We start from the raw sequence: 17798 nt of genomic DNA on the forward strand, positions 1-17798 counted from the left end.
CATCTTTACACCGGTTCACGGGAACCGCACCAAGCAGGTACCCCGCAGTCCTAGATTGGAAGGGCAGGCCACAGCCAGGGGGCGTCCATGCGACCGTTCGAAGCTCTGCGATCCGCGATCTCTCTGCGTGTTGCGGCGGTGATGCTGCTGGTCTTCTCCGCGTGGGCGGCGCTCGGACCGTCGCCTGCTTCGGCGGAGCCGCGCATCACCAGGGTGGACGTCTATTCGGAGTCGATGGGCCGGTGGGTGGCCAACGACGTGATCTCTCCGGCGTCGGCAGGTCCGGCGCCCACGTTCTACCTCCTCACCGGCATCGGCGGCGGCTCGGATGGGATCTCGTGGTTCAACAACACCGGTGTGCGGGACTTCTTCGCCGACAAGCACGTCAACGTGGTAATGCCGATCGGCGGGCAGTACAGCATGTACACCGACTGGGATGCCGACGACCCGGTCCTCGGCAGGAACAAGTGGCAGACGTACCTGACGAGCGAACTTCCCGCCGCGATCGACGGCCGGTTCGCGACCACCGGGGCGAACGCCATCGGCGGGGTGTCGATGGCTGGCGGCGCGGTGCTCGACCTCGCGGTCCAGGCTCCGGGGTTCTACCGGGCCGTCGGCTCGTACAGCGGTTGCGCCGCGACGAGTGGACTGCTCGGCCAGGCGATGGTGCGGTCGATGGTGGAATTGCGGGGCGGCGGCAACGCGACCAACATGTGGGGCTCTGCTGTGGACCCACAGTGGCGGGTGCACGATCCGATGGTGAACGCCGAACGTCTGCGCGGCACAGAGTTGTTCGTCTCGAGCGGCAACGGACTTCCGGGCGGCATCGACAACCACGACCCGGTGCTGGTGGTGCCGCAGACGATCGGCGGCAGCGCGGTCGAGATGGTGACCAACGTGTGTGCGGTCGCGTTCCAGTCGCGATTGCACTCGCTGGGGATTCCGGCGACGTTCGCGTATCTCTCGCAGGGCACCCATTCGTGGGGGCTGTTCGAGACGGAGCTACGGGAGTCCTGGCCCGTCATCGGCAGAGCGATCGGGGCCTGACCCCAGGGAGTTCTCCAGGATCGGTCCGATCACCGCGAGGGCTTGCGGTGTGGTCATCCGCAGATGGTCGCAGTCCACCTTGTTCTCGACGATGACACCGGTGATCGCGGGCTGCCAGACGCCCGGCGACGGCCGTTCGCCTTCTTCCCCTTCGGCGGATTGCGCGGCGCTGAAGAACAGCAGGTCGCCGTCGAACACGCGCGGGCGGTGTCCGGTGGAGATCTGCTTCGAGTTCTCCAGCCCGGTGCTGATGCGAGCGAGGAGGGTCGACGCGAACGCCGGGTCCCGGCCGAACGAGCGTCCGAGCATCTCGAGCAGTTGCTCGCGGTACGACGTGCCGGCGTCGTCGCTGCCCTCGAATTCGACGCCCAGCCCGTGCAACCACTCCTCGGCGTTCACTTCGAGGTCACCGAAGTTTTCGCCCTCCGCGACGTAGCTGTCCATCATCGCGAGGGTGCCGACCTCGGCGCCCGACTCACGGAGTTCCACGGCAATCGCCTGGGCGATGACACCGCCGAGCGACCAGCCGAGCAGGTGGTACGGCCCCCGGGGCTGGACGGCACGCATCTCGACCACGTATCGGTGAGCGAGTTGTTCCATCGACTCGAACGTCGTTCCGCCGCTGAGGATCGGCAGTTGCAGCCCGTACACCGGACGGTCGGGCGAGAGGTGCCCGATCAGTCCGGCGTAGCCCAGCGCGAGTCCGCCCGCCGGGTGCACACAGAAGAGGGCGGGTTGCGCGCCGGACGCCCGGAGCGGGACGACGACGTTCAGCACGTCGTCGGCCGGCATGCTTCCGAGCACCGACGGGTCGACGATCCGGCGGGCGAGGCCCTCCGGGGTCGGGTTGCGGAAGATCCACTGCAGGACGACGTCGGTGCCGAGCCGGTCCCGGAGCGCGGACGCCACCCGGGTCGCGACGAGCGAGTTGCCGCCGAGTTCGAAGAAGTCGTCGTCGGCCCCGACACGGTCGATGCCGAGCACGTCGGCGAAGACCTCCGCGACGACCTCCTCCACCGGGGTGGCCGGTGCCCGGAACTCCCGGGGCGCGAGCACGGGGGCGGGGAGCGCCCGGCGGTCCAGCTTGCCGGTGCGGCCGACGGGCAGCCGGTCGAGGACCACCAGCTGGGTGGGCACCATGTACGGCGCGAGATGCGACCCGGCGTACCGGAGCACCTCGGCGGTGTCGATGCTCGCGCCGGGCTCCGCCGTCACGTATCCCACCAGCCGGTCGCCGGTGCCGCTGTGCACGGCGACCGCCGCCCGGCCGACGCCGTAGCAGCGGGACAGCACCGATTCGATCTCGCCCAACTCCACCCGCTGTCCGCGGATCTTCACCTGGAAGTCGTTGCGTCCCACATACTCCAGCCGCCCGATCTCCGTCCACCGCACGAGGTCGCCGGTGCGGTACATGCGGGAGCCCGCTTCGCCGAACGGATTCGCGACGAAGGACGCACCCGTGAGCGCCGGACGCCGGTGGTAGCCGCGTGCCAGCCCCGGTCCCGCGACGTACAGTTCTCCGATCACCCCCACCGGGACGGGCTGCAACCAGGTGTTGACCACGATCACGTCGACGCCCCGCCCCGGACCGCCGACGTTCACCGATTCGTCGGGCGACAGCACCTCGCTGATCGTGGTCTGCACCGTCGCCTCGGTGGGTCCGTATCCGTTGAAGACGAACCGTCCCGGGGTCCAGCGGTCGGCGATCTCGGGTGGGAACCGTTCGCCCGCGACGGCGAGAATCCGCAGTGACGGCAGATCCTCGGGGCGGAGGGTGTCGAGGATGGTGGGGGTGAAGAACGCGTGCGAGACGTGCTCGCTCGCGAGGAGTTCGGCCAGTTCCCGTCCCCCGAGCACCGTCGGGGGCACGACCACCAGCGTCGCGCCGACGGCGAACGCCATCAGCAGTTCGAACAGGGACGCGTCGAAGCTCGGCGACGCCAGGTGCGACACCCGCGCCCCGTGCATCGACGCGAACCGTTCCCGTTCCTCGACAGCGAGATTCGCGATGCCGCCGTGTGTGAGCACGACGCCCTTCGGTGTTCCCGTCGACCCCGACGTGTAGAGCAGGAACGCGGCGTGCTCGACTCTCAGCGGACGCAGACGGTCGGCGTCGGTCACCGCGTCGCCGGAATATCCGTTCACGACGTCGGGATCGTCGAGCAGCAGCCACGGCACCACCCCGGGCAGCCGGTCGCGGTGCGCGGTCACCGTCAGCCCGAGCATCGCACCCGAATCTTCGAGCATGCCGCCGGTGCGCGCGGGCGGCAGGGCGGGGTCCACCGGCACGTAGGCCGCCCCCGATTTCGCGACCGCCCACACCGACAGCACCCAGTCGATCGACCGGGGCACCCCGATCGCGACGAAGGCGTCCGGACCGGCGCCGCGGTCGATCAGCGCCCTGGCCAGCCGGTTCGACTGCTCGTCGAGTTCCCGGTACGACAGCGTGACGCCTTCGCACGACACCGCGGTCGCGCCCGGTGCGAGCGCGGCGCCCGCGGTGAGGACGTCGGGAAGCCTGCGTTCCGCGACCGCGGGGAAGCCGCGCATCGGTACGAGTTCGTCCCGTTCGAGGGCGTCCAGGATCTCGAGGTCGCCGACCCGGATCGACGAATCGGATACGGTCGCATCGAGCATCCGGACGAACCGGTCTGCCAGGCCTGCGACGGTGTCGGCGTCGAAAAGGTCGGTGGCGTAGGCGAAACCGGCGGTGATGCCGGCCGGCGTTCCGTCGTCCGTGTACTCCTCGGCCAGTGTCAGCTGCAGGTCGAACCGGGCGATCGTGGCACCGAGGTCGATGCCGCGCACCTCGACGCCCGGCAGCGAGAGGTCGGGGCGCTGGACGTTCTGGAATTCGAGCAGCACCTGGAACAGCGGTGAATGCGCCGTGGAGCGGGGCGGATCGAGTGCTTCCACGACCTTCTCGAACGGCACCTCCGCGTGCGCGTACGCACCGAGGTCGACGTCGCGTACCTGGTCGAGCAGGTCGGAGAACCGGTCCGCGTCGGACACGACGGTCCGCAGGACGACGGTGTTGACGAACATTCCGACGACGTCGTCGAGTGCGGCCTCGCCGCGTCCGGCGACGGGGGTGCCGACGGCGATGTCCCCGGTGCCGGACATTCTCGCGAGGAACGCGGCCAGGGCGGCGTGCGCGACCATGAACACCGTCGACTGGTGCGTGGACGCCGTCGCCAGCAGCCGGCGATGCAGGTCGGCGTCGATCTCGAACCCGACCCGGCTCCCGTCCGGTGTGCGTTGCAGCGACCGCGGGCGGTCGGCGGGCAGGTCCAGCGCGGCGGGGAGCCCGGCCAGTGTGCTGCGCCAGTAGTCCAATTGCTGCGACACCAGTGACTGCGGATCGTCTTCCGAGCCGAGGAGTCGGCGCTGCCAGAGCGTGAAATCGGCGTACTGGACCGTGGTCGGTGGCCAGTCGGGGGCGTGCCCGGCCGACCGGGCGGTGTAGGCCGTCGTCACGTCGCGCGCGAGCGGGACCATCGACACTCCGTCCGCGACGATGTGATGGACCACCACGAGCAGCGTCCGGTCGGTGCCGGAGGTCTCGAACACGTCCGCCCGCAACGGAATCTGTTCCGTGACGTCGAATCCCTGCGCGACCGCCGCCGACAGCAGCTCCCGCAACTCCGCCTCGCTGGACACCGTAGTGACGGGCAGGTCCGGAACCGCATCGGCGGCGGGCACGATCACCTGCACCGGTTCTTCGCCGGCCATCGGGAACCGGGTGCGGAGCGTCTCGTGGCGTCGCACCACGTCGGACACCGCGGCGTGCAGGGCGTCGAGGTCGAGTGCGCCGGTGAGGCGGAACGCCATGGCGATGTTGTAGGCAGGCGAGGAGGTATCGAACTGGTTGAGGAACCACATGCGGGTCTGGGCCAGGGACAGCGGAATTCGCGCGGGTCGCGGCGCCGCCCGCAGTTCCGGCCGGTGTGTCGGCGCACCGGCCTTCGCCGCGCGTTCCGCGAACTCCGCCACGGTCGGCGCCTCGAACAGGGCGTGCACGCCGACGTCGACGCCGAGAGCCGCGTCGACGCGGGCGACCACACGGGTGGCGGACAGCGAATCTCCCCCCAGACGGAAGAAGTGGTCTTCGGCCCCGACGCGGTCGACGCCGAGGACCTCACCGAACACGTCGGCGACGACGGCCTCGAACGGCGTGGCCGGCGCCCGGAACATCCGCACCGGAGCCTCGGGTGCGGGTAGTGCGGCACGGTCCACCTTCCCCGACGCCGTCACCGGCAACTCCCCCAACACCACCACCACCGACGGCACCATAAAACCCGGCAACACCGACCCCGCAAACTCCACCACCGCACCCGAATCCACCCGAACCCCCACCTCCGGCACCACATACCCCACCAACCCACCACCCGAACCCACCACCACCACAGCCGCACCCACCCCCGGACACGACACCAACACCGACTCCACCTCCCCCAACTCCACCCGCTGCCCCCGCACCTTCACCTGAAAATCAGCCCGCCCCACAAACACCAACGACCCCAACCCATCCCACCGCACCAAATCCCCCGTCCGATACAACCGCGCCCCCACCCCAAACGGACTCGCCACAAACGACGCCGCCGTCAACCCCACCAACCCGTGATACCCCCGCGCCAACCCCACACCCCCCACATACAACTCCCCCACCACCCCCACCGGCACCGGCCGCAACCACGAATCCAACACCACCACCTCAACACCCACCCCCGGACCACCCACCGTCACCACACCCCCCGGCACCAACGCACCACTCACCGTCGCCTGCACCGTCACCTCGGTCGGCCCATACGCATCGAACAACTCCCGACCCACACCCCACCGCTCCACCAACTCCGGACCACACACCTCCCCCGCCACCACCAACACCCGCACCGACCCCAACGACCCCTCCACCGAACCCAACACCGACGGCGTCACAAAACAATGCGACACCCCCTCCACCTCCAACCACTCCCCCAACACCGCACCCCCGAACACCCCCGGCGGCGCCACCACCAAACACGCCCCCACCGAAAACGCCATCAACCACTCGTACACCGCCGCATCAAAACCCGGCGACGCCACATGCGACACCCGACACCCCGACCACAACCCAAACCGAACCCGCACCTCCTCCACCAAATTCGCCAACCCCCCATGCGACACCACCACCCCCTTCGGACGCCCCGTCGACCCCGACGTATACATCACATACGCCGCATTCCCCACCCCCAACCCACCCAACCGCTCCCCCTCCGACACCACCCCATCCGACACCCCCTCCACCACCGACACATCATCAACCCGCAACCACTCCACCACCCCCGGCACCACCACCCCCGACACCGACAACCCCACCACCGCACCCGAATCCACCAACACCTCCCGCACCCGCCCCACCGGCAACCCCACATCCACCGGCACAAACACACCCCCCGACTTCACCACCGCCCACACCGCCACCACCAACTCCACCGACCGCGGCACCACCACCCCCACCACCACCTCCGGACCCACCCCACAACCAATCAACACCCGCGCCAACCGATTCGACCACCCATCCAACTCCCCATACGACAACTCCACACCCCCACACGACACCGCCACCCCACCCCCACCCGCCACCACACCCCCCGCCAAAATCTCCGGCAACAACCGCACCCCCACACCCGACACACCACACACCAACCCCACACCCGACCCCCACACACCCACCCCACCCACACCCACACCCGGATCCGACGCCATCGCCTCGAGCACGCGGGTGACCTGTCCCGCGATCGAGCCGACGGTGGCCCGGTCGATCAGGTCGGGCCGGTAGTGGAACGTCATGCGCAACTGGATGTCCACGGAGAAGGCGACGCTCAGCGGGTAGTGCGTGGCGTCGACGCCGCGCACGTCGACCACCCGGATGCCGGCGAGGTCGCTGTCCTCGGTGAGGCCTCCCCGGTCGATCGGGTACGACTCGAAGACGGTCGCGGTGTCGAACCCGATGTCGGCGCCGACCGCGCGCTGGATGTCGGCGAGGCCGAGGTGATGGTGGTCGACGAGGGCTGCCTGTTCCGCTTGCGTCCGGTCGAGCAGCGCACCCAGGGTCTCCCGGGGGTCGAGGGTGATGCGGGTGGGTACGGTGTTGACGAACAGCCCGATCATCGACTCCACACCGGGCAGGTGCGGCGATCGCCCGGACACGGTGCTCCCGAACGTCACGTCGTCGCGGGACGTCGCGGCGCCCAGCACGATGCCCCACGCCACCTGAGTGACCGTGTTCAGTGTCGTGTTGCGGGTCCGCGCGAGGGTCGTCAGGTCGGCGGTCAGTTCCTCGGACACTGCGTACTGGGCGCTCTCGGGGGGAGCCGACAGTTGCCGCCCCCGTGCGTCGGGCAGGAGCAGTGTCGGACCGTCGATACCGGCGAGTGCAGCCGCCCAGGCCTCCCGCGATTCGGCCGCGTCCCTGCGGTGCAGCCATGACAGGAAGTCCCGATAGGGCCGGGGCCGCGGTAGCGCCGACGCATCGGCGTCCCCGGCCACATAGAGCGCGAGCAGTTCGCGGATCGCGAGCGGCATCGACCATCCGTCCAGGAGGGTGTGGTGGTTGGTCCACACGAGCCGCGATTCCCGGCTGCTAGTCGACACGAGCAGGAACCGCAGCAGGGGGGCCCGGGACGTGTCGAACGGTGCGGCCCGGTCGGCGGCGAGGACGCGCTCCAGTTCGGTGGTCCGCTCGGCCTCCGGCAGGCCGGTGAGGTCGAGTGCGCGGAACGGCACGTCGACGGTCGCGGGCACCACCTGCACGAACGTGCCGTCCCGCGCGGGGACGAACGCCACCCGCAGATTCGCGTGCCGCTCCAGTAGAGCCGCCGCAGCCCGGCGCATCCGGTCCGGGTCGACGGCGCCCTTCAGGTGCAGTTCCACCTGCACCGTGTAGGCGTCGATCGACGGTTTCGCGAGCAGGGCGTGGAACAGCAACCCGGCCTGCAGCGGGGTGGGCGGCCACACGTCGGTCAGCGCGCCGAAGTGTTCTTCCCACGTCTCGAGGTCGTCCTGGGTGACGTCGACGAGCGGAACGTCCGAGGGCGTGAGCCCACCGGCGATCCCGCTGCGTGCGTGGGACACCAATGCGGACAGCGCCTCCCGCCACCGCGCCGCCAGCCTCTCCACCTCGGCGCGCGCGAGCAGGGTGTCGGGGAAACCGAAACCGACCCGGAGCCGTCCGCCGATGACGATCGCGTTGATCTCGACTGCGGCCGACGCCGGCATGTCCGGGTCCGGGACGTACCGGAGGTCGCCGAACCCGTCGGCGGGGGTCCAACCGGCCTCGGTGTCGCCGACCGCCGGATCCGGGACCTGGCCGAGGTAGTTGAAACTGATCTGCCCCGGTTCAGGGTCCGGCAGGCTGCCCGCGGTGTCCGGGTTCAGGTACCGGAGCAGTCCGTAGCCGATGCCCATGTCCGGCACCGCCCGGAAGTGTTCCTTCACCCGTTTCAGTGCGCTGCCCAGGCCGCGGCCGCCGGCGAGCGCGTCGTCGAGGTCGATGCCCCGGAGTTCGACGCGAACCGGGAAGACCGTCGTGAACCAGCCGACGGTGCGGGACAGGTCGGCGCCCGGCACCACCTGCTGCTCCCGGCCGTGCCCTTCCAATCGGATCAGCGTCGACGTTCCCGGGATCCCCCGTTCGGCTCGCCACCTCGACGACGCCACCACCAGCGCCGTCAGCAGAATGTCGAGGGCGCCCCCGTGATAGAGGTCCGGTAGGCGGGTGAGCAGCACGGACGTGTCGTCGAGGGAGGTCTCGACACTCACGTCCTGCAGGGCGGTCGCGACGTCCACGCCCGGGTCGAGGGGTCGGTCGGTGATCAGCGGGTCCGGTCCCTCGACGACGGACTGCCACCACCGCAGTTCGGCGGTTCGCTCGCTCCGGACGGCTTCCTCCGCCAGCGCGTGCGCCCACCGGCGCATCGACGTCGCCGGTTCCGGCAGGGTCGGCACGCTCCCGGCGCTCACCTGATGCCAGGCGGTCACGAAGTCGGGCAGCAGAATTCGCCACGACACCCCGTCGACCGCGAGGTGGTGTGCGACCACGATCAGTCGCCCCGACCGGACCGGGGTTGCGGTGGCCGGCGCGGGGTCGAGCCACACGAACTGGGCGACGACCCCGTCGGACGGGCGCAGTCGCTCCACGGCGGCCTGGTGCTCGGTCGCGATCAGGTCAGCTGATCGGCCGGGATCGGTGGCCGGGTCGAAGACGACCCGCCTAAGCAGTGACGCGGCGTCGACGTCGGCCGCGGCGCGAGTCTCCATCTGCCACTGCCCGTTCGCGTCCCGGTACAGCCGCGACCGCAGCATGTCGTGGCGCGCGAGCACCGCTGTGACGGTCGCGAGGAGCCGGTCGGAGTCGACGGTGCGCGGGAGGTCCAGCAGCACGCTCTGGCTGAACCTCTCGTAGTGCCCACCCCGCTCGATCAGGTACCGGACCACCGGGGTGGGCGGGAAGGTGCCGATTCCACCGCCCGCGAGTTCGGCAAGGGCGACCGTGGTTTCACGGTCCGCGATCTCCGATTCCGCTGCGAGCGCCGCCACCGTCCGGTGCTCGAACACCTGCTGCGGGGTGAATACCAATCCTCGAGCCTTGGCGCGTGACACGAGGCGGATGGACAGGATGCTGTCGCCGCCCAGCGCGAAGAACGACTCATCGAATCCCACTTTCTCGACGCCGAGTACTTCGGCGAACACGGACGCCAGTGTTTCTTCCGCCGCACTCCGTGGCGCGCGGTCCGGCCCGCGCGGGGCCATGTCGGGTGCGGGTAGTGCGGCACGGTCCACCTTCCCCGACGCCGTCACCGGCAACTCCCCCAACACCACCACCACCGACGGCACCATAAAACCCGGCAACACCGACCCCGCAAACTCCACCACCGCACCCGAATCCACCCGAACCCCCACCTCCGGCACCACATACCCCACCAACCCACCACCCGAACCCACCACCACCACAGCCGCACCCACCCCCGGACACGACACCAACACCGACTCCACCTCCCCCAACTCCACCCGCTGCCCCCGCACCTTCACCTGAAAATCAGCCCGCCCCACAAACACCAACGACCCCAACCCATCCCACCGCACCAAATCCCCCGTCCGATACAACCGCGCCCCCACCCCAAACGGACTCGCCACAAACGACGCCGCCGTCAACCCCACCAACCCGTGATACCCCCGCGCCAACCCCACACCCCCCACATACAACTCCCCCACCACCCCCACCGGCACCGGCCGCAACCACGAATCCAACACCACCACCTCAACACCCACCCCCGGACCACCCACCGTCACCACACCCCCCGGCACCAACGCACCACTCACCGTCGCCTGCACCGTCACCTCGGTCGGCCCATACGCATCGAACAACTCCCGACCCACACCCCACCGCTCCACCAACTCCGGACCACACACCTCCCCCGCCACCACCAACACCCGCACCGACCCCAACGACCCCTCCACCGAACCCAACACCGACGGCGTCACAAAACAATGCGACACCCCCTCCACCTCCAACCACTCCCCCAACACCGCACCCCCGAACACCCCCGGCGGCGCCACCACCAAACACGCCCCCACCGAAAACGCCATCAACCACTCGTACACCGCCGCATCAAAACCCGGCGACGCCACATGCGACACCCGACACCCCGACCACAACCCAAACCGAACCCGCACCTCCTCCACCAAATTCGCCAACCCCCCATGCGACACCACCACCCCCTTCGGACGCCCCGTCGACCCCGACGTATACATCACATACGCCGCATTCCCCACCCCCAACCCACCCAACCGCTCCCCCTCCGACACCACCCCATCCGACACCCCCTCCACCACCGACACATCATCAACCCGCAACCACTCCACCACCCCCGGCACCACCACCCCCGACACCGACAACCCCACCACCGCACCCGAATCCACCAACACCTCCCGCACCCGCCCCACCGGCAACCCCACATCCACCGGCACAAACACACCCCCCGACTTCACCACCGCCCACACCGCCACCACCAACTCCACCGACCGCGGCACCACCACCCCCACCACCACCTCCGGACCCACCCCACAACCAATCAACACCCGCGCCAACCGATTCGACCACCCATCCAACTCCCCATACGACAACTCCACACCCCCACACGACACCGCCACCCCACCCCCACCCGCCACCACACCCCCCGCCAAAATCTCCGGCAACAACCGCACCCCCACACCCGACACACCACACACCAACCCCACACCCGACCCCCACACACCCACCCCACCCACACCCACACCCGGATCCGCGGCTGCGGCGGTGAGGATTCGGGCGAACTCCTGGGCGTCGGCCGGGCCGTGCACGTCGACGACCCAGGTGCCGTCCCGGTCCTCGAGTTCCACGAACGCTCCGTTGCCGGCGCAGTGCCACCGCTGCACGACGGCGACGGCACTCTCCCCGATGCGCTCGACACCGAGGGGTTCGCGCATTCCGCCCGTCACCGACCACGGTTCTCCCGCACCGTCTTCGGAGGCGAGGAACCGGTGTCTGCGGGATCTGCGGAGTTGCAGGCCCACGTGCCGGGTCAGTGTGTCGAACGTCAGATCCGGTGTGAGGGTGAGTCGCACGGGTGTCGTGGAGCCGTGCTCCCGGTGTCCGATCACCACGTCGTCGATGCCGGTGCGGCTGTGGGCGTAGACCGCCAGCGCGGCGAGCAGGACGGCTGCCGGGCCGCCGCCGCTGCGGCGCGCGAGCCGCACGAGGGTGCCGTCGGCGGGAATGGTGACGCGGCGCTTGCCCTCCGGACCGGGTGGGATCTCCTGTCGCGCCGCTCCGGCCGACAACTGCTCCCAGTAGTGCCTGTCGTCCGCCCAGGCGTCGCTCTCGCGGTACCGGGCATCGGATGTCAGCTGGATGATGGGCGCCGCGAACGACAGGGTCTCCGGCGGCGCGGTCGGCGCCGCCTCACCCGACTCATAGGCCTCGGCGGTGCGGCGGACGATCGCCGCCATGCCCGGCTCGTCGTTGACCAGGCGGTGGTAGCGCTGGAACCAGCCGTATCGGCCGTGCGGTAGCCGGAACAGGACGTGTACGTACAGCGGCCCGGCGGCGGGGTCCATCGGACGGGCCAGTTCCCGGTCGATCCACGTCGTGGCGAGCAGTCCGGGGCCGGTGACGTCGAGGACGTCGGGACCGGTGACCGCGGTTCCGGCGATCTGTCCGGGCTCGGGGCCGTCGAGGACGAATGTGGCATGCAGGCCATGGCATTCGGACAGTGTCCGGTGCAGTGCGCGGCAGAACCGGTCTTCGCCGAGTGGGCCCTCGAGTTCGAGGTACTGGCCGAACGTGTTGTCGGCGAGGTCGGCGCGGAGTACCGCGATCTGGTCGTAGGTGAGGGGCAGCACCTCACCGGTACTCATGGAATCCCCGTCCGGTCTTGCGCCCCAGGTGCCCGGCCTCGACCAGGGCGACGAGCGTCGCGGGCGGGCGGTAGTGGTCGTCGCCGGTCAGCTCGCGTAGCGCGGTCATCGTGTCGTGGACGTTGTCCAGGCCGATCAGGTCGGCGGTCCGCAGCGGTCCCATCGGGTGGCCGAGGCAGCCTTCGAACAACGTGTCGGCGGTCTCCGCGTCGGCGATGCCGTCGCCGACGGCGGCCGCCGCCTCGGCGATGCAGAGCATGAGGACCCGGTTCAGCAGGAATCCGGGGCCGTCACCGACGACGATGCCGGTCTTTCCCAATGAGGTGAGGAGAGCCAGCGCACGGTCCAGCGACTGCGGCGACGTCCGCGGGCCCCGCACCACCTCGACGGTGTCCTTGAGCGGTGCCGGATTCATGAAATGCAGCCCGACCACCTGTTCCGGCCTGGTGGTGCTCGCCGCGAGCCGGTCGACGGGGATGCCCGACGTGCACGACGCGAGGAGGGCGCCGGGTGCGCAGACCCGGTCGAGTTCGGCGAATATCTTCTCCTTGAGGTCGATTCGCTCGGGGACGCACTCGATGACGACGGCGACGTCGCACAGATCGGTGAGCTGCCCCGTCCAGTGCACCCGCGCGGTGACCTCGGCGGGTTTCGGACCGCCGGTCCGGCCGAGGAGTATCGCCAGCCGCAGCGAGTCGCGCATCCGGGACCGGGCCTGTTCGACGGCCTGCTGGTCGGAGTCGACGACGGTGACGTCGTGGCCGGCCCGAGCCAGACTTTCGGCCACCCCGGCGCCCATGGTTCCCGCCCCCACCACACCGATGCTCAGTGCATTTCCGCTCATCGCACTGCCCCCGAGGTGAAGCCGGTGGTGAAGCCGGTGTCGTCCTGATGCACGTATTCCATCGCCACCTCCTGGGTGGGCAGGTCGGGGTGAGCCACCAGTCCGGCGTGCAGCCGGCGGAGGTCGGTGAGCATCGCTCCGACGGTGCTCGCGTCGAACAGGTCGGTGGCGTAGTCGAGTTGGAGGGTGAGCGCCGATGGACCGCGGGTCCACGACAGCCCGAGTTCGACGGGTGACCGGTCCGCCAGGACGTCGCCGCCTGCGCGTTCGCCGTCGCAGCGCACCGGGAAGTGCTGCGCCGCCGGGTCTACCGCGCCGCGGTCCGAAGACAACTCGCGGTGCACGGTCTCCACCAGTTCCGGGTAGGTGGGTTCCGCGGACAGGTCCACGGCCACGATCCGCGGCGTCGCCCCCGGCTGCGCGAGCGCGGCCACCGCCACCTCGTCCTGCGCGGTGTACCAGGCGAGCAGGGTGAGCCAGGCGGCGAGCAGTTCCGGGAGGTCCGGGTATCCGTCGAGCGTCGCCGTCACCCGTGCCACGGAATAGATCGGCGGTACGGCGCCGTCGGCGGGCTGCCGGGGCCGGTCGGCCGGGACCAGTGGTGGCGCAACCGAAAGCGGAACAGGCGATGCAGTCGCAGGTGCCGGTGACGAGTCTGTGAGGAACACCGAAATCGTCTGCGTGCGAGACGATCCCACGATTCCCTCCAGGATGCGGACGTATTCGTCGCACAGCCCGGCGGCGGTCTGTTCGGTGAACAGTTCCGTGCTGAACTCGAGTCCCGCGGCCATGTCGTCCTCGCCGCCCCGTTCCGTGGTGACGAGGGTGAGGTCGAATTTGGCCGTGCCGGACGGCACCCCGCCGAACGCGATGGCGGCGGGGTCGTCCTGGTCGAACAGCGTCTCGGTGAGTCCGTGCTGCGACTGCAGCGCCGGCAGTTCCTGGTGGACGTGGCAGACGTCGAACAGTGGTGTCCGGCTGAGGTCGCGGTCGCCGGTGAGTGCGGTGACGACGCGGTCGAACGGGATCTCCTGGTGTTCGAGGGCACCGAGCACGACGTCCCGCACCCGTACGCACAGTTCCGAGATGCTCGGTTCCCCGGACAGGTCGGCGCGCAGGGCCACCGTGCTGTTGAAGTACCCGATCATGCCGGACAGTTCCGGCCGGTTGCGTCCGGTCGTCGGCGTCCCGACCACGAGGTCGCGCTGGCGGCTGCGGCTCGCCATGAGGAGGTAGAACGCGGACAGCAGCACCACGAACAGCGACACGGACTCCCGCCGCGCCACGTCCCGCAGGCTCCGGGTCAGTTCTTCGGAGACGGTGAACGTGTGGAACGCCCCGGTGAAGTTCTTCCGCTCCGGGCGCGGGAAGTCGGTGGGCAGCCGCAGCAGCGGAACGTCGTCGAGCACTGTTTTCCAGTAGTCGAGTTCGCCGTCGAGCGCGGCGCTCGCGATCAGCTCCCGCTGCCACAGGGCGTAGTCCCAGTACTGGACGGGGAGCGGCGCGAGGTCGGCGGGGCGACCGGCGCGGCGGGCCGCGTACAGGGCGGGCAGTTCCTGCTCGAAGATCCTCGGCGAACCCCCGTCGTTGACGGAGTGGTGGGTGGTGACCTGCAGGACGTGCTCGTCCGGGCCGAGCCTGATGAGCAGTGCCCGCACGAGCGGATCGGTGGCCAGGTCGAACGGCGCCGCCGCGGCCTCGTGCACCAGTGCCCGGGCCGCGGCCACCGGATCCGGTTCCCCCGACACGTCGGCGGTGCGGAAGAAATCGCCGAGGGAGTCGCGAATCCGCAGTTCCGGCTCCCCGTCGACCTCGACGTAATTGGACAGCAGCACCCGGTGCCGTGCGGCGAGGTCGTCCCACATTCCACGGACGGCGGATTCGTCGATCGGACCGTGCAGGTCGCTGACCATCGGGAGGTTGTAGATGGTGGTGGCGGCGTCGAGCTGATGATGGAACCACATGCGTACCTGACCGAACGACATCACGTGCCGCCCGCGCGGTGTGATCGGGGGCAGCCCGCCGGCCGCGGATGTGCCGCCGGCCAGGAGGGCGGCGAAGTCCGACACCTTCGGCCGCTCGTAGAGGTCGATGAGTTTGGGCCGGACCCCGTACCGGTCCGATACCCGGTCGACGAGTTGCATGCCGATGAGCGAGTTTCCGCCGAGGTCGAAGTAGTCGTCCTCGGCGTCGACGTCCCTCTCGGTGTGGAGCAGCTCGCGCAGTGTGGTCTGCAGCCAGTCGAGGCTGTCCTCCGGTGCCGCCGTCACCGGTTCCGGGTTCGGCTCCGCCGAAGGAACGTCGGGTGTGCCCGTCCAGTAGGGCCTGCCCGGAAGGTCGAACCAGCACCGTGAACCGCGCAACGGGTGACCGGGCAGGCGCACGCGCCAGGCGGACTCGTCGCTCGCGTCGACGGCCGTCCAGTCGAGGTCGACTCCACGCTCGTACAGACCGGCGAGGAGGTCCGTGACCGCGTCGGACGTGTCCGGCGCACGAAGTATGTCGGCGTCCCGGAGCGCGTCGGCGAGTAGTGCGCCGAGGCGCCCCGCCGGGCTCGGCTCGACGAAGACGACGGGTCCGTCGGCGAGCATTCCCTGTGCGACGGCGACGAGTCTGTCCGTGTCGAACGCGGGGTTCGCGGCCGCGGCGGCGAGGTCGGCGGCGTCCACCGCCGCCAGTGGGTCCCGCAGGTACCGGGCGGCGTAGCGGGACACTCCGCCGCTGAGGACGGCGTCGACGGTGACACCGGCGGCGCGGAGTTCCCCATGTACGGCGATCTGCCCGGCGAGGAGGTCCGCCTCGTCGCCGGTGACAGGAAGCTCCGGCGGCAGGTCCCGGCCTCGCAGCGCGGCAGGCATCCGGTCGGGTGACAGCAGCAACGCCACGGCCGGGCGCGGACGAGTGGCCGGTGCGGGGTTCTCGCCGCGGCCGCCGACTTCCGCGGCACGTACGGCGAGCGACCGCGAGAGTTCGGCAATGCTGCGTGCCTGCACGGCCACCCGGTGGTCGTGGTGCGGCCGGCCCCGGTTGAGGGTGAAGGCGACGTCGTCGAGGTCGTACGCGCGCACGGCCGTTGCCAGTTCGGCGCACAGCGTCGCCAGCGCGCCCACGCTCTTCGCCGACACCCCCACCAGCCGCGTGGTGCCGGTGTCGGGTCGGACGGTGACGGCACGCTCCGGTGGCTGTTCCACCACGCAGTGCGCGTTGATGCCGCCGAGGCTGAACGAACTCACCCCCGCCCGCCGCGGCCCGGTGTCGTCGCTCCACGTCCGGGCCCCGGTGACCACCTCGATGCCGCTGCCGGCCAGATCGACTCCGCCGGTGGGGTGTTCGAAGTGCAGCGACGGGTACAGCTCGCCGTGCTCGACGGCCATGATCGCCTTCACGAGCCCGGACACCCCGGCCGCGTGGTCGAGGTGCCCGATGTTGGTCTTCACCGAACCGATCGGCAGGACGCCCGGGCGGTCCCGGAAAGCGGCCGCGATCCCTTCGAGTTCGACGGCGTCGCCGAGCGGGGTTCCCGAACCGTGCGCCTCCAGGTACCCGGCGTCGTCCGGGGTGAGGCCCGCGTTCTGCCAGGCCCGGGAAATGACGGCCACCTGCGCCCGGGCGCTCGGGGAGCTGATGGTCGCGGACGAATGGCCGCTGGACATCGTGGCGGTGCCGCGGATCACGGCGTGGACCGGGAGGCGGTCGGCGCGGGCGCGGGCGATCGTGGTGAGCAGAAGCGCCGCCCCGCCCTCCCCGACCGCGGTGCCGTCCGCGTTGGCGTCGAATGCGCGGCAGCGCGCGCCGGGTGACATCAGTTCCGCGGATCCCTCCGCCATGTCGGCGCGGATACCGTTCACGCGCAGGCTCACTCCGCCGGCGATGGCGAAGTCGGCGTCACCCGACCGCAGCTCCCGGCAGCCGTGGTGCACTGCAATGAGCGATCCGTTGCATCCCGAATCGACGGCGTAGCAGGGTCCGGTGAGGCCGAGGTGGTACGCGATCCGGGCAGGGACGGCGAACGGAACGTTGCCCAGGGTGCTCAGCACACCCGGTTCCGCCCACATCGCCGGATACGTCGACGCGGCGGCACTGAACACCACCGCGGTCGCGCTGTCCCGGAAATCGGTCACCGAGTAGCCGGCGTCCTCGACCGCCTGATACGCGAGGACCAGCGCGAGCCGCTGCTGCGGATCGATCAGCGACGCTTCCCGTTTCGACAGGGTGAAGTAGGAGTAATCGAACGTGGAGATGTCCTCGACGAATCCCATCGGGTGGTAGTGGGACGGAGGGCCCAGCCCGGTCGCCTCGGCCCGGGACCGCGACAGGGGACGCACCGAATCCCGGCCCGCCGCGAGGTTGGCGCGGAATTCCGCCAGGTTGGCGGCCTCGGGGTAGCGCGCGGCGATGCCGACCACGGCGATGTCGTCGTCACCCGGTGTGGAATGTCGCATGGTCACCGATGTGGAACGTCGCATGA

At 70.0% G+C, this 17798-nt stretch carries 4 protein-coding genes; 1 reads left to right on the forward strand and 3 read right to left on the reverse strand.

Features of this window, described 5'->3' with window-relative positions:
• Positions 1 to 87: 87 nt before the first annotated feature.
• Positions 88 to 1047 carry an alpha/beta hydrolase gene (locus tag JWS14_RS11515; protein WP_072948524.1) on the forward strand — a complete coding sequence of 320 codons (960 nt, stop codon included), beginning with the start codon at positions 88 to 90 and terminating at the stop codon, positions 1045 to 1047.
• Here JWS14_RS11515 and JWS14_RS11520 read toward each other — a convergent pair.
• The 3 genes from JWS14_RS11520 to JWS14_RS11530 are packed head-to-tail and all read right to left on the reverse strand — an operon-like array spanning position 1003 to position 17778.
• Positions 1003 to 12486 carry a non-ribosomal peptide synthetase gene (locus tag JWS14_RS11520; RefSeq protein ID WP_206013175.1) on the reverse strand — a complete coding sequence of 3828 codons (11484 nt, stop codon included), beginning with the start codon at positions 12484 to 12486 and terminating at the stop codon, positions 1003 to 1005. The two genes, JWS14_RS11515 and JWS14_RS11520, sit on opposite strands and share 45 nt — an antisense overlap.
• Positions 12473 to 13330 (reverse strand): 3-hydroxyacyl-CoA dehydrogenase family protein, encoded by an 858-nt coding sequence (locus JWS14_RS11525; RefSeq protein WP_206013177.1) that lies wholly within the window; start codon positions 13328 to 13330, stop codon positions 12473 to 12475. Before JWS14_RS11525 ends, JWS14_RS11520 begins: the two co-directional genes overlap by 14 nt.
• A complete protein-coding gene (locus tag JWS14_RS11530) occupies positions 13327 to 17778 on the reverse strand; it encodes a condensation domain-containing protein (protein WP_206015977.1) in 4452 nt (1483 codons plus the stop codon). The genes JWS14_RS11525 and JWS14_RS11530 overlap by 4 nt, the downstream gene beginning before the upstream one ends.
• Between the last annotated feature and the right edge of the window lie 20 nt (positions 17779 to 17798).

This window comes from Rhodococcus koreensis (genome assembly GCF_017068375.1).
GTDB lineage: Bacteria > Actinomycetota > Actinomycetes > Mycobacteriales > Mycobacteriaceae > Rhodococcus_F > Rhodococcus_F koreensis.

Bases quoted from the DNA above. Each gene is read 5' to 3' on its own strand.
- JWS14_RS11525 (WP_206013177.1), bottom strand. From the start codon at position 13,330: ATGAGCGGAAATGCACTGAGCATCGGTGTGGTGGGGGCGGGAACCATG.
- JWS14_RS11515 (WP_072948524.1), top strand. From the start codon at position 88: ATGCGACCGTTCGAAGCTCTGCGATCCGCGATCTCTCTGCGTGTTGCG.
- JWS14_RS11520 (WP_206013175.1), bottom strand. From the start codon at position 12,486: ATGAGTACCGGTGAGGTGCTGCCCCTCACCTACGACCAGATCGCGGTA.